12 protein-coding genes, 1 tRNA gene, 1 other RNA gene and 1 pseudogene are annotated in these 13,125 nt (G+C 68.6%); 8 read left to right on the forward strand and 7 right to left on the reverse strand.

Features of this window, described 5'->3' with window-relative positions; genetic code table 11:
* Nucleotides 1-138 precede the first annotated feature (138 nt).
* From EV137_RS19325 to EV137_RS19335, 3 genes are all read left to right on the forward strand, one after another.
* Nucleotides 139-927, forward strand: a complete 789-nt coding sequence (locus EV137_RS19325) for a sensor histidine kinase (RefSeq protein ID WP_134130242.1) — start codon at nt 139-141, stop codon at nt 925-927.
* The gene (locus EV137_RS19330) at nt 924-1,583 is read left to right on the forward strand and encodes a response regulator (RefSeq protein ID WP_134130243.1); all 660 of its coding nucleotides are present in this window, start codon (nt 924-926) and stop codon (nt 1,581-1,583) included. Before EV137_RS19325 ends, EV137_RS19330 begins: the two co-directional genes overlap by 4 nt.
* A gap of 65 nt (nt 1,584-1,648) precedes the next feature.
* Nucleotides 1,649-2,530 carry a class I SAM-dependent methyltransferase gene (locus EV137_RS19335; protein ID WP_134002293.1) on the forward strand — a complete coding sequence of 294 codons (882 nt, stop codon included), beginning with the start codon at nt 1,649-1,651 and terminating at the stop codon, nt 2,528-2,530.
* A gap of 69 nt (nt 2,531-2,599) precedes the next feature.
* On the opposite strand, the gene EV137_RS19340 is transcribed toward EV137_RS19335, so the two are convergent.
* The 3 genes from EV137_RS19340 to EV137_RS19350 form a co-directional block, all read right to left on the reverse strand.
* Nucleotides 2,600-2,687 (reverse strand) — tRNA-Ser (locus EV137_RS19340).
* A gap of 108 nt (nt 2,688-2,795) precedes the next feature.
* The gene (locus EV137_RS19345) at nt 2,796-3,611 is read right to left on the reverse strand and encodes a TIGR03620 family F420-dependent LLM class oxidoreductase (protein ID WP_166679935.1); all 816 of its coding nucleotides are present in this window, start codon (nt 3,609-3,611) and stop codon (nt 2,796-2,798) included.
* Nucleotides 3,612-3,657: 46 nt separating this feature from the next.
* Nucleotides 3,658-3,993 carry a DUF3140 domain-containing protein gene (locus EV137_RS19350; protein ID WP_134130245.1) on the reverse strand — a complete coding sequence of 112 codons (336 nt, stop codon included), beginning with the start codon at nt 3,991-3,993 and terminating at the stop codon, nt 3,658-3,660.
* Between the two features lie 94 nt (nt 3,994-4,087).
* On the opposite strand from EV137_RS19350, the gene ffs reads away from it, so the two are divergent.
* Nucleotides 4,088-4,184, forward strand: an RNA gene (ffs, locus tag EV137_RS19355) — signal recognition particle sRNA small type.
* Nucleotides 4,185-4,218: 34 nt separating this feature from the next.
* The gene (gene nadE, locus EV137_RS19360; protein ID WP_134130246.1) at nt 4,219-5,037 is read left to right on the forward strand and encodes an NAD(+) synthase; all 819 of its coding nucleotides are present in this window, start codon (nt 4,219-4,221) and stop codon (nt 5,035-5,037) included.
* On the opposite strand, the gene EV137_RS19365 is transcribed toward nadE, so the two are convergent.
* The 3 genes from EV137_RS19365 to EV137_RS19375 are packed head-to-tail and all read right to left on the reverse strand — an operon-like array spanning nt 5,030 to nt 6,787.
* Nucleotides 5,030-5,878 carry an alpha/beta fold hydrolase gene (locus EV137_RS19365; RefSeq protein WP_134002301.1) on the reverse strand — a complete coding sequence of 283 codons (849 nt, stop codon included), beginning with the start codon at nt 5,876-5,878 and terminating at the stop codon, nt 5,030-5,032. The genes nadE and EV137_RS19365 overlap by 8 nt on opposite strands.
* Nucleotides 5,879-5,903: 25 nt before the next feature.
* Entirely contained in the window at nt 5,904-6,308 is a 405-nt protein-coding gene (locus EV137_RS19370) for an SRPBCC family protein (RefSeq protein WP_133786587.1), read from the reverse strand.
* Nucleotides 6,309-6,310: 2 nt separating this feature from the next.
* The gene (locus EV137_RS19375; protein WP_134130247.1) at nt 6,311-6,787 is read right to left on the reverse strand and encodes a MarR family winged helix-turn-helix transcriptional regulator; all 477 of its coding nucleotides are present in this window, start codon (nt 6,785-6,787) and stop codon (nt 6,311-6,313) included.
* Nucleotides 6,788-6,950: 163 nt separating this feature from the next.
* Between EV137_RS19375 and EV137_RS19380 the strand changes: the two genes are divergently transcribed.
* On the forward strand, nt 6,951-8,576 hold the full coding sequence (locus tag EV137_RS19380; protein ID WP_166679936.1) for a long-chain fatty acid--CoA ligase: 1,626 nt from the start codon (nt 6,951-6,953) through the stop codon (nt 8,574-8,576).
* Between the two features lie 6 nt (nt 8,577-8,582).
* Here EV137_RS19380 and EV137_RS19385 read toward each other — a convergent pair whose 3' ends face one another.
* Nucleotides 8,583-9,398: a nucleotidyltransferase domain-containing protein gene (locus EV137_RS19385; RefSeq protein ID WP_134130248.1), complete on the reverse strand. Its 816-nt coding sequence runs from the start codon at nt 9,396-9,398 to the stop codon at nt 8,583-8,585.
* A 70-nt stretch (nt 9,399-9,468) separates the two neighbouring features.
* Between EV137_RS19385 and EV137_RS19390 the strand changes: the two are divergent.
* A pseudogene (locus tag EV137_RS19390) lies at nt 9,469-11,616 on the forward strand (DNA polymerase III subunit gamma and tau); the annotation flags it as partial.
* 776 nt (nt 11,617-12,392) lie between these two features.
* Nucleotides 12,393-13,079 carry a Crp/Fnr family transcriptional regulator gene (locus EV137_RS19395; protein ID WP_166679937.1) on the forward strand — a complete coding sequence of 229 codons (687 nt, stop codon included), beginning with the start codon at nt 12,393-12,395 and terminating at the stop codon, nt 13,077-13,079.
* Nucleotides 13,080-13,125 lie beyond the last annotated feature (46 nt).

A 13,125-nucleotide genomic window follows, 5' to 3' on the forward strand; every position in this document is an offset into this window, starting at 1 on the left:
GCTCACGCTAGGGCCGGCAGGCGACCGCTGACGTCACCCTGCCGAGGTAATGTCCGCGCGCTGTCATCCTGGAGATGTACGGCGTGCGTCTGGCGGATGATGCGCTTGGGGGGACGGCTTGGGACAGTGGACCTCGTGATGTGGTTCCTTGTGGCGTTGCCGGCCGTGGCCGCTGGTCTGCTCGCGTTCGCATACGTGCGGGCGCGGCGTGCCCACACGCGGGCGCTGGAGGAGCGCGGGTGGTTGCTGGAGCGCGAACGGGAGACAGCGGCGCGGAACGCGGTGGACGCGGAGCGGGCCCGGATAGCGCACGACCTGCACGACATCGTGAGCCACAACGTCAGCGTCATGGTCATCCAGACCGGTGCGGCCCGGCAGGTGCTGGCAACCTCACTGAACGAGGCGGAGGCAGCCCTGCTTGCGGTAGAAGCTGCAGGCCGCGACACCATGGCTGAACTGCGGCACCTGCTCGGGCTACTCGCACCTAAGGCCGACGGCTTCGAGGACGACGCCCTCGCTCCCCAGCCGAGTCTGACTCGTCTGAGCGAGCTGATCGACCGGATCGCGTTCGCCGGTCTCCCTGTCGAGGTGCGGATCTCTGGGGATCCGTACCCGCTTCCGACCGGCTTGGACGTCACGGCGTACCGCGTCATCCAGGAGGCGCTGACCAACGCGCTCAAGCACGGCGACGGCGTCAGGGCCGAGGTAACCGTCCGCTACGCGCCACACGCGTTGCGGGTCGAGGTCCTCAACTCCGGCCCGAGCGTCCTGACTGGCAGCGGTCGTCCAGTGGGAGTTGACGGTGAAGGCCGGGGGCTCCTCGGCCTCAAGCAACGGGTCGCCGTGTACGGCGGCCAGCTCGACGCCCGCCGGCGCCTCGGTGGGGGCTTCCGCGTCCGCGCCAAGCTCCCGCTGGAGCGCCCGTGACCACGCGCGTGGTGATCGCGGACGACCAGGCCCTGGTACGCACCGGCTTCCGTATGATCCTCACCGCCCGCGGCATCGAGGTCGTCGGCGAGGCCGCGGACGGTGCCGAAGCAGTCGACGCCGTACGCCGTCTGCACCCGGACGTCGTCCTGATGGACATCCGCATGCCCACGATGGACGGTCTGGAAGCCACTCGCCGCATCCTGGCCACCCCGACCGACTGCCGCGTCCTGATCCTCACCACGTTCGACCTCGACAGCTACGTGTACGCCGCCCTGGCCGCCGGCGCCAGCGGCTTCCTCCTGAAGGACGTGACGCCCGAACACCTGGCCGCAGCCGTCCGCCTGGTCACCACCGGCGACGCCCTCTTGTCACCCTCCATCACCCGCCGCCTGGTCGAACGCTTCGCCACCCCGGCAGCGGCCCAACCCGCCATCCACCGCGACCTGTCCAACCTCACGCCCCGCGAACTGGAAGTCCTCACCCTGATGGGCCAAGGCCTGTCCAACACCGAGATCGCGACCACCCTCACCCTCAGCGAAGCCACCGTGAAGACCCACGTCGCCCGAATCTTCGCCAAACTAGCCCTCCGAGACCGCTCCCAAGCCGTGGTCCTCGCCTACGAAACCGGCCTGGTCACCCCCGGAGAGCGCTAACCCTTGCTGATTGACTTCCGGGTCAACTAGATTCGCCACCTTCTCAATCGCGGGGACGGATCGCCATGCGTGACGAAACGGTATGCATTCTGTGTGCGGCGCGGGGACCTTTCCGCCGTCGCTTCACCAAGGACGACTACGGCATCGCCGAATGCCTGACGTGCGGCCTCGTTCAGCTCCAGCCCACGCCGACACCGGAAACCCTCCGCGCCCTGTACGAGACAGACTCGTACTTCGGCGGTGAGGGCTCGGGCTACTCGGAGTACGAGAGCCAAGAGCCGGAGTACCTCGCAACCTTCCGGGAGGACGTCCGCCGGATCGCCGAGTTCGCCCCGTCCGGCAAGGTCCTGGAGGTGGGCTGCGGCTACGGCTACTTCCTTCAGTGCGCGCTGCAGGCCGGGTATGACGCCTACGGCATCGATCTCTCACCAACCGCGGTCAAGTGGGCGTCGGAGCGGCTGCCGAACCGGGTCTTCTGCGGTTTGCTGGAGGAGGTGCCGGAGATCCAGGGCCAGCAGTACGACGTGATTTTCGGATCGCACCTCATCGAACACCTCACCGAACCAGGCGCGTTCCTCGAGCGCGCCGGCAAGCTGCTCCGGCCGGGCGGTCTGCTCGTCCTGGTAACGCCCAACATCGCAAGCCTGCTGTCGCGGGCGTCCGGCCGACGATGGGTGTCCTACAAGATCCCCGAGCACGTCAGCTACTACGACCCCCGCACAATCACAGCTCTCCTGGACCGCGCCGGCTTCTCCGTCCGCGCCGTCGACAGCGCCTACCAGTACTACGCCCTCCCGTTCGTGGCCAGCCGCGTCCGTGAACTCCTGGACCCCGTCTCCCGCCTCATCCCACCCATCGAGCGCCTCCGCCCCCTAACCACCCGCCGAATCCGAGTAACCAGCGGCTCGATGCGAGTAGTCGCAACCCGGAACGACACACCCCTCTGACCTCGTACAACAGCAGAAAGGCCCCACCGCGAACAGTGGGACCTTTCAACAACTGCCCTCTCGGGGAAGTGGCGGAGGATACGAGATTCGAACTCGTGAGGGGTTGCCCCCAACACGCTTTCCAAGCGTGCGCCCTAGGCCTCTAGGCGAATCCTCCAAGCGGAGAGAATACCGAGGCGCAGCGGGAATCCGAAATCGGGGCGGGAACCTGAGGGGCGCCGGCGCGGTCGGACCCTAGGGTCAGCGGATGGGTGACGAGAAGCAGCTAGCCGAGCAGGGCTGGAGCTAGCGCGCGCCACTGCTCGATGGGCTGGGGGCCTGTTACTCCGGTGATCACGTTGACGGCGACGTGGTTCGCGCCGGCGTCGAGGTGCTCGGTCAGCTTGGACTTGATGTCCGCCGGACTGCCCCAGGCGGCGAGTGAGTCGACCATGTGGTCGGGCAGTTCGGACAGGTCGCTCTCACTGAAGCCCTGCCGCTTCAGCGAGGCGGCGTACCCAGGGATGCGCGGGAAGAAGTTGATGGTGTCCCGTGCGATCGCCCGAGCCCGGTCCGCGTCTGTCTCCAGTACGACGAGGTGGCTGACGGCCAGGAGCTTGTCCGGACCAAGGACCTTCCGCGCCTCAGCGGAGTACGCCGCGCTGGTCAGGAACGGGTACGCGCCGGCGGACCGGTCCGCGGCGAGCTTCAGCATCCGTGGACCAAGCGCAGCGAGCACTCGACGCTCCACAGGTACGTCCAGCTCGTCCAGGTACGCGTTGAGCGTGGCGATCGGTTTGGCGCCGTGCGCCCCACCCAGACCGACGGTGAACCGTCCCGGCGCAGATGCCTCCAGCTCGGCGTACGTCGTACTCACGTCGGCCGCGCTGTACTTCACCACCGCCAGGATCCCGCTGACGAACTTGATCGCCGTCGTCGCGCCCACCAGATCGGTGATGGTCTGCAGGCCCGGCAGCGGGCCGCCGGACAGCCAGATCGCCGGATACCCGAGTTCTTCGGCCGCCCGCGCCGCCGCGATGGACTCCGCACTGCTGTCGAGCCCGGTCGTGATACCGAAGGGGCCGAATTGATGATCCGTCACTGAACCAGAGTGATCCTGATCGGGTCCGGCCGCCAGGGGTGTTCGCTCAGAGCGTTCGCAGGGGATCGTGGCCGACCGACATCAGCCGGTGCCGCCAGTGCGCGTCCCCGGCCGTGGGCTCCGGTTCGTCACCACGCTGCTGACGAACCCGCCGTACGACGCGCTCCATCGCCGCCATGTCGTCGTCCGTGAGATCGGCCCGCCGCTTGCCGAGGATGTGCACCACGTGCTCCCCGAGCTCGTGGCCCGTCTCGTCCGGCGTCGGCTCGGTCGCCTCGCCCGCGGCATCCGTCCGCAGCCAGTCCTCGAGCTCCCTCGACGTCATGTTCACCAGTTGGTGGAATTCGTTCCACAGGTCATCGCTGACCCGGTTCTCGGCCATCACTACCTCCTCCGTAGGCGGGTACCCACAGCAGCGAGCCGAAATCAGGGCCCGGCCGATTCCCGGATGGCGAGGGGGATCCCGTACACTTCTTGCTGGTTCCCCGCGTGGCGGTATCTCGCCCAATCCCCCCAGGGCCGGAAGGCAGCAAGGGTAAGTGAGCTCTTCCGGGTGCGCGGGGAATCCTCATGTCTAGGCTCGGTCCTCCCGAGACAGAGGAGCGCGATGAACCCCGAGAGTCGTTACCTGCAGGAACTGATCATCGCGGAGCTCGGTGTGCCCGCGACGTTCGAGGTGGACAACGAGGTCGAGCAGCGGGTCGAGTTCCTCGCGGAGCGACTGCGGCGGACCGGCGCGACGGCGTACGTGCTCGGGATCAGCGGCGGCGTCGACTCCGCCACGGCGGGCCGCCTCTGCCAGCTCGCGGTGGAGCGGGTCCGGTCGGAGGGTGGTCAGGCGACGTTCGTCGCGATGCGGCTGCCGTACGGTGTGCAGGCCGACGAGGCGGACGCGCAGCGCTCACTCGAGTTCATCAAGCCCGACGAGACCCTCGTCGTCGACGTGAAGCCGGCCACCGACGCCATGGTCGAGGCGGTGCGGCACTCCGGCCTCGGCGACCGTGAGGACTTCCACGTCGGCAACATCAAGGCCCGTCAGCGCATGGTCGCGCAGTACCTCGTGGCAGGTGCCCGCGGCGGTCTGGTGGTCGGCACCGACCACTCGGCGGAGGCGGTGATGGGCTTCTTCACCAAGTACGGCGACGGCGCCTGCGACCTGACGCCGCTGTCCGGGCTCACGAAGCGGCGCGTCCGCGCCGTCGGCGAGCGGCTCGGCGCATCACCGGACATCACCGGCAAGGTGCCGACCGCGGACCTGGAGACGAACAACCCGGGCGTCCCGGACGAGACCGTCCTGGGCGTGACGTACGACGAGATCGACGACTTCCTCGAGGGCCGCGACGTGGACGAGAAGGCCGCGAGCACGATCATCGCGACACACCGCCGTACGGCCCACAAACGAGCCGTCCCCCTCGCCTTCAGCTGAGGAACTCCGTCACCAGCCGGGCGAAGAGGTCCGCTTGCTCGGCGTGCAGGAAGTGCCCGGCGCCGGTCGCGTAGTAGTAAGTGCCTTCCGGTACGTCGGAACGGAACAGCTCGATCTCCCGCGGGCTGGTGGCCGGGTCGTGCTCGCCCTTGATCAGGAGAGCCGGCTGCGTCAGTTGACCGAGGTACTGCAAGAGGGGCTCCACGAAGCCGGCTGACTTGGTGATCTCGCTGGAGAAATGGCCGGAGCGCTCGTGGTACTCGTCGGGGAGCTCAATGCCGGCGGGTAGCTGCAGATCCTGGGAGTCCGGGCCGAGGTACATCCCCATGCGCTTGTCGCCGAGCTGGGCGAGCAGTGCGATCCGCTCGTCCCACATTTGCTTGGTTGCCGGACCGGTGTGTGGCGGGAGCTGGACACCCGGGAGAAGTGGCAGTGCGGCGCGGACGAGGTTCTCGGTGGCGAGCGCCATGTCCCAGGCGGGGTTCTCGAAAACGACGCGGGTGACCGAGTCCGGGTGCGCGACGGCGTACCGGAGTGCGAGGCGGCCGCCGTACGAATGACCGAGCAGGGACCACCGCTCGATTCCGAGGTGCTCGCGTAGCGCCTCGAAGTCGGCGATCAGGTCCTGTTCGTCCACCGGACCGGTGAGTGCGTCGGACCGCTGTACGCCGCGCTGGTCGACACCGATCAGATGGAAGTCCCTGGCGAGCCGGTCGCCCTGGAACGCCATGAAGTCGTACGAGCCCGCACCGGGGCCGCCGTGGACGAAGAGCAGTGGCGGCGCATCTGTGCGGCCGCGCTGGTCGACGTACAGCCTGGTGTCACGGACCTCCGTCAGCATGACCGGAGCGTAGTGCGCGCCTGGTTCAGGCGGTGTGGGCGAGTTGTAGCTGGCGGACGCGGTTGGCGAGGCGGGCCAGGCGGATGGTGGCGATGTTCCGGTACGCCGGGCGGAGGACCGTCGCGAGCGGGCCCGACTGCTCGAACGTGTGGGTGACCCGGCTGTCCGCCCCGATGGTCCACACGCCGACCTCGCGGAACCCGGGGACCTGCCAGACGATCTCGACGCGGTCCGCCTCGACCACTGTGTACTGCAGCTCGCCGGAGAAGCCTGGACGCACGCGGAGCGCGTAGCGGGTCCCCGGGTTCGTCTCGCGGGGGCCGTCGATGGCGATGAACGCCTCGTTCCACTCCGGCAGGCCCAGGGCGTCCAGCAGCACCTGCCGGATCGCCGCCTGGCCGGCGTGGATGGTCTCGGTGGCCTGTTCCATGACTAGTTCTCCTGGTGGGCGAGTGCGGGACCCCGACGGCGGGCCAAGGCAGCCCCGGTCGGGAAGGCGTCGGCTAGCGAGCGCAGGGTCGAGATCGTCTCGTCGAGCGCCTGGCCGGCGAGACGGTCGTCCATGGTGCGGTGCAGCCGGTTCTCCGCGGTGATGATGCGGCGGTGCAGCGCGCGGCCCTGCGGAGTCAGGCTGAGCGCGAGATAACGCCGGTCGACCTTGTCGATGCCGCGTTTGACCAGGCCCTGCGCGACGAGCCGGTCGACGAGACGGCTCGGACTGTTGCCGGTCTCGCAGACGAGCAGCCCGCCGAGAGCGTTCAGCGTCAATGGGCCGTGGTCGCGCAGCACGCGCAGAACCTCTGCCTGGGAAGGCGTTATGCCGAGCGGGCGCAGCTCCGCCGCGAGCAGGCGGTTGCCCTCACGCTGGATCGCCAGCACGAGATAACGAAGCTCCTCGACAACCTTCATGGCAGATATATTACACGACACGTGTGTCATGTCATCTGTTGGTCGTGAGTGTCTCGGCAACTGTTGCCTGAGGCGACAGTTCCGGATGAGTTCCGGAGGAGTGCCGGAGAAAGTCCGGTTGAGGTCATGGTCAAGGTGACACCGCGACTGGCACAGTGTCTGCATGAAGGGTCTGATGCAGAGTTACCAGCTGTCCCTGGACACGATCTTCCGGCGGGCGGAGCAGTTCTACCCGGACAAGACCGTCTACACAGGCGGTCCGGCACCGACGAACGTGACGTACGGCGAGTGGGCGGACCGGACCAGACGCCTGGGCGGGGTGCTGGACACGCTCGGGATCAGCCCTGACGGCCGCGTCGCCACCTTCGCGTGGAACTCGGGACGTCACCTCGAGCTGTACTTCGCCGCGCCCTGCACCGGCCGGGTGCTGCACACGCTGAACATCAGACTCTTCCCCGATCAGGTCGTGTACATCGCGAACCATGCCGAGGACGAGGTCGTGTTCGTCGACCGCTCGCTGCTCGGGTTGTTCCTGCCGTTGCTGGAGCGGCTGCCGAAGGTTCGCCATGTCGTCGTCATGGACGACCTGCCGGCGGGGGCGCCGTCGGCGGAGATCCCGGACGACCCGCGGTTCCACGACTACGAGGAGCTGGTCGCCGCGGCCCAACCGGTGGAGTTCCACGTCGAGGACGAGAACCAGGCTGCCGCGATGTGTTACACGAGCGGTACGACGGGAAACCCGAAGGGCGTCGTCTACTCACACCGGTCCACCTGGCTGCACTCGATCGGTGTGCTGACCAACGCCGGCATCGGACTCGCCGAGACCGACACCGTGATGCCGGTCGTGCCGATGTTCCACGCGAACGCCTGGGGCCTGGCACACGCGGCGCCGATGGCCGGTGCGTCGCTGGTGTTCCCAGGGCCGGACATGAGCCCGCAGGGGATTCTCAAACTGCTCCAGGAGCAGGAGGTCACGCTGTCGGCGGGCGTACCAACGATCTGGCAGGGTTTGCTGCCGCTGCTCGAAGGGGTGGAGTTGCCGAAGTTGCGTCGGATCCCGTGCGGTGGGTCCGCGGTACCGGAGGCGCTGTCGGAGGCGTTCCGTGCGAAGTTGGGCCGGCCGATCCTGCAGGCGTGGGGGATGACGGAGACCAGCCCGGTGGCGACCGCGGCGCACGTGCCCGAGCGGAACAAGGACCTTCCGGAGGAGGAGCAGGCGCATCTGCGGGCGCGGGCCGGTCTGCCGTTGCCGGGGGTCGAGGTGCGGATTGTCGAGCCCGGTTCGATCACGCCGTTGCCGTGGGACGACGAGGCGACCGGCGAGCTGCAGGTGCGTGGACCGTGGATCGCTGCGGAGTACTACCGGCCGGACGACGGGGTGCAGCTGAACACGGAGGACGGGTGGATGAAGACCGGGGACGTCGCCGCCATCGATCAGTACGGGTCGGTGCGGATCGTCGACCGGACGAAGGACCTGGTGAAGTCCGGCGGCGAGTGGATCAGCTCGGTCGAGCTGGAGAACCTGCTGATGGCCCATCCTGCGGTGAAGGAGGCCGCGGTGATCGGCGTACCGCATCCGAAGTGGGACGAGCGGCCGCTGGCGTGTGTCGTTCTTCAGGAGGGTGCGAGCGCGACGGGCGAGGAGATCCTCGAGTACCTGCAGCCGTTGGTCGCGAAATGGTGGCTCCCCGATGCGGTCGAGTTCATCGACGAGGTCCCGAAGACGTCAGTTGGCAAGTTCTCGAAGAAGGACCTCCGCAGCCGCTTCGCGAACTACCACTTGAAGTAGGGGTGCTCAGGCGAAGCTGACGTGGAAGTGGTTCTGGAGGTGCGCGAGGGTTACGTCCACGAACTCTTGAGGCCACTCGCCGCCGGTTCGTTCGGCGAGGGCGGTGCCGCGGGTGATGAACTGGCGGCAGATGTACTGGTGCGCCGCGATGATGTCCGCGAGCTCGGTGCCGGCGGCCGGGATGGACTCCAGAGCGGCGCGTTGCTCGTCGGACAGGAACGCGTTCAGGCGCTTGGCTCCGCCGTTTCGGCGTACGCCGCGTTCGGCGAGCATGAGCGCGATGAGCTGGTCGCGGACGACGCCGATGCCCTGATTGCCGACGATCCGCTCGTCGCGCCCGAGGACCGTGACCAGATTTCCGAGGAAGTAGAAGAAGAGGTTCACGGTGGCGGCCGGCCAGTACGGTTCCCCGGGCCGGCCACCCTTCGGTGCGAGATCGCCCTCCGGGAACAGGGTCCCGTCCCGGTCGAACAGCACCCGTACGCCGTCGTACTGGAACCGGTCGAACGAGGCGAGCGGATGCACGATCAGATCGACGTGCAACCAGTCCGCCGTGATCCCGACCCCGCCGATCATCCCCGGCAGCCGGTCCGCCAGCACGGTCGGCCCGGCGAGCTCCCGCAGTACGTCGTCCCAATGCTCCGTGAACCACTCGGTGCTGTCGTCGGTCACCACCAGATGTACGTCGACATCGCTGAACCGATCGGATGCGCCTGTCGCGTAACTGCCGATCAGGTACACCGCCAGGACCCGCGCGTCGCCGCGCAGTACCTCTCCCGCGCGCGCGATCACCGCCTGCTGCCGCTGGTCCCCAGTCGTCACCGGACCACCCTAGGACGCTCAGCAGGGCGGGGGCGGGGAATTGTCCGCGGGCGGCGCTAGGGTTGCGGGCGTGGAAGCGCCCCTTGCCTTGTACCGCCGGTACCGCCCGGACACGTTCGCGCAAGTGATCGGGCAGGACCACGTCACCGCGCCGCTGCGGAACGCGCTGAGCAACAACCGGGTGAATCACGCCTACCTGTTCTCCGGGCCGCGCGGATGCGGAAAGACCACCAGCGCGCGGATCCTCGCCCGGGCGATCAACTGTGAGAAGGGACCGATCGCCGAGCCGTGCGGGGTGTGCAAGTCGTGCACCGATCTGGCGCGCGGCGGGCCCGGCAGTATCGACGTGATCGAGATCGACGCGGCGTCGCACGGTGGTGTCGACGACGCCCGTGACCTGCGCGAGCGGGCGTTCTTTGCGCCGGTCGAGAGCCGCTACAAGATCTACATCATCGACGAGGCGCACATGGTGACCACGCAGGGCTTCAACGCCCTGCTGAAGCTGGTCGAGGAGCCGCCGCCGCACCTCAAGTTCATCTTCGCCACCACCGAGCCCGACAAGGTGATCGGGACGATCCGGTCGCGGACGCACCACTATCCGTTCCGCCTGGTGCCGCCGAAGGTGCTCGCGGACTACATGGCGACCCTGTGCGAGTCCGAGGGTGTGTCGATCGAGCCGGCCGCGCTGCCGCTGGTCGTGCGGGCCGGCGCCGGGTCGGTGCGTGACTCGCTGAGCGTGCTCGACCAGTTGATCGGTGGTGCGGGGCCGGCCGGGGTGACATACGAGCTGGCGGTCGCGCTGCTCGGGTTCACGCCGGACTCGCTGCTCGACGCGTGCGTGGACGGGTTCGCGGCGCATGACAGCGCGGCGGTGTTCGAGACGATCGAGAAGGTTATCGAGACCGGTCAGGACCCGAAGCGGTTCGCCGAGGACCTGCTGCGGCGGCTGCGGGACCTCGTCATCCTGTCCGCCGTGCCGACGGCTGTGACCTCCGGGCTGATCGAGGCCGCTGAAGACCAGGCGGAGCGACTGCAGACGCAGGCCGCTGGGATCGGCCCGGCGGAGCTGACGCGGGCGGCGGACATCGTCGCGGAGGGCTTGCTGGACATGCGTGGCGCGACCGCGCCCCGTCTGCAGCTCGAGCTGATCTGCGCGAAGGTGCTCCTTCCAGGGGCCGACGACTCCACGAACGGCATCCAAGCCCGCCTCGACCGCATGGAACGCCGCCTCACGATCGGAGTCCCCGGAGGCTCGGCGGATGCTGCAGCGGTCAGCGCAGGTAGGCCGGACTCCCCCCAAGCACCTGCTGCTACGCCGGGCGCTGCCGCCACGAGCAGAGCGGCCGCCCGAGCCGCCGCAACCACAGGCAATCGCCCAGCACTCACCGAGCCACCCAGTGCACCGCCCGCTCAGGCTGGCCCAGACGTCGCAGTTGCTCCGGGCAGCACGGCCGGCGCGAGCGATGGGGCTGGCAGCGGTGGTCAGTCGGCGGGCAGCGGACCGGAGGGTGCGTCTGGCGGTGACGCATCTGTGGCTGCTGTGTCCGGTGCTGGGGTTGGTGGCGACGAGGCCAGGCGGTCTGGTGGCGGTGCCGGGCCTGCGACACAGGGCTCTAATGGCGGTGCCGGGCCTGCGGCGCAGGGCTCTGGTGGTGGGGCGCGTACGGGTGCCTGGGGTGACGAGGCCGCTGCACAGGTCAGTTCACCTGCACAGCCCAGCACTCCGGCACAGTCCAGTGCGCCTGCGCAGGCTGGTGGGGTCGGGGCCGTTGGGTTGGGGGATATTCGGCGGTTGTGGCCTGAGGTTTTGGAGGCGGTGAAGGCGCAGCGGCGGTTCGCTTGGATCATGCTGAGTCAGAACGCTCAGGTGATCGCGATCGACGATCAGACGCTCACACTCGGGCTGGTGAATGCTGGTGCCCGGGAGAGCTTCGCGCGTTCGGGAAGTGACGAGATTCTTCGCCAGGCGATGATCGACACCATTGGCGTCGATCGCCGGGTCGAGGCTGTCGTCGACCCGTCGACCGACCCGGGAGCGGGGGGCGGCTCGGCCGCCCGGCCCGGCCCGCAATCAGGCGGACCTGCTAACTCAGGTGATTCCAGCCCACAGTCCGGTGGCGCCGGCGGCCCTGGGGCTGCAGGTCCCGGCAGCCCGACCGCTGATGCAGGCGGCGCAGGCATCAGCGGTCCAGGTGCAGGCGGATCGGGTGCAGGCGGTCCAGGTGGCGGACCGGGTGCAGGTGGGCCGGGTGGCGGACCGGGTGCAGGTGGGCCGGGTGCGGGTGGGCCCAGTGTGAGCGGTTCGGAGACGGGCGGTCCGGGGGGTGCGAGGGCAGGTGGTCCCGGCGTGAGCAGTCCCGGGGCTGGCGGTTCAGGTGCTGGCGGTTCAGGTGCTGGCGGTTTGGGTGCAGCTGGATCAGGTGCGGGTGTAGTAGGCCGAGTAGGTGCGGGCGGCGTTGATTCTGGAGCGGCGGGTGTTGCGGCTCGGGGGACTGGGGATGAGGGGCGGACCGGGCAGTGGGGGGATGGGCCTGGGGCGGTTGCTTTGCAGGAGCCGCCTGATTCTGAGTTCGACGTACCGCCGGAAGATCCTTGGATGGACGGGCCGGCCGCACGGCCTGCGAGGCAGCAGCCGGCGCAGCAGTCTGCGGCGGAGCGGCGGGAGCAGGCCGGGAGTAAGCGTCGGGCGGCTGAGGCCGCGGTTGCCGCTGAGCAGGCGCGGCAGGCGGCTTCTGCGGCCGCGGCTGCTCCTGAGGTGCCGCTGACTCCCGAAGAGGAAGCCGACTCGATCGGCGAGGACGACGTCGTCCTGGAAGAGGACTCCCGTTCGCACACGGACCTCCTCCGAGAAACCCTCGGAGCCCAGATCATCACCGAAGAACCCAACTGATCGTCACCCGACCACCCGCCCGGCCGCCCGGCCCCCGGGCATGAGACCGGACAAAAGGCGACCGCCCGGACCCCTGGTGTGGGCTTGTGACGGATGCTGGGCTCGTGGTCGATGAGGACGTCGTAGCAGCGCTGGCGGGCAGCTTTCTCGGGAGGCTGCCACCGGACGTCGTGGGGCAGTTGCTCGCGGCAGGACACCGAACGGATTACCCGGCGGGCAGCACGATCTACCGGGAGGGATCTGCTCCCAAGGCGCTCCTGGTCGTGAACGGGCTCTTGCGCGTTTACATGACCTCGCCAGAGGGACGGCAGGTGACCGTGCGGTACGCGCGGAACTGCGACGTACTCGGAATCGCCGTACTGGTAGGAGGGCCGGCGGATGTCGGTGCACAGACGCTCGCGGACTGCACGCTGTTCCGGATCGATGGCGCGACCTTGACCGCCGTCGGGCGCAACGACAGCTGCGTTGCGTGGGCCTTGGCCGAGGAGCTCGGCCGCAGGCTGTACGAGAACCTGCAACAGACCGCGATCAACGCGTTCGGCACCGTCCGGCAACGGGTCGCCGGTCACCTGCTGGATCTCGCCTCGGCGCAGCAGCGTCCGCGCGGCGACCTCGTCGCACGGGTAACCCAGCAGGACCTCGCCGATGCCGTCGGCTCGGCACGTGAGGTGGTGGCGCGAGTACTCCGGGACTTCCGGCTGGCCGGCCTGGTCGCGACCGCACCGGACCGGATCCAGATCCTCGACGCTGACGGCCTGTACGACCAGTCGTGGAACCCGGCCGCCGGGTGATCGCGGTCACCGGAGCCCACTACAAAAGTCACAGACACGTGGAGAC

This window comes from Kribbella pratensis, from assembly GCF_004366075.1.
In the GTDB taxonomy this organism is placed as follows: Bacteria; Actinomycetota; Actinomycetes; order Propionibacteriales; family Kribbellaceae; genus Kribbella; species Kribbella pratensis.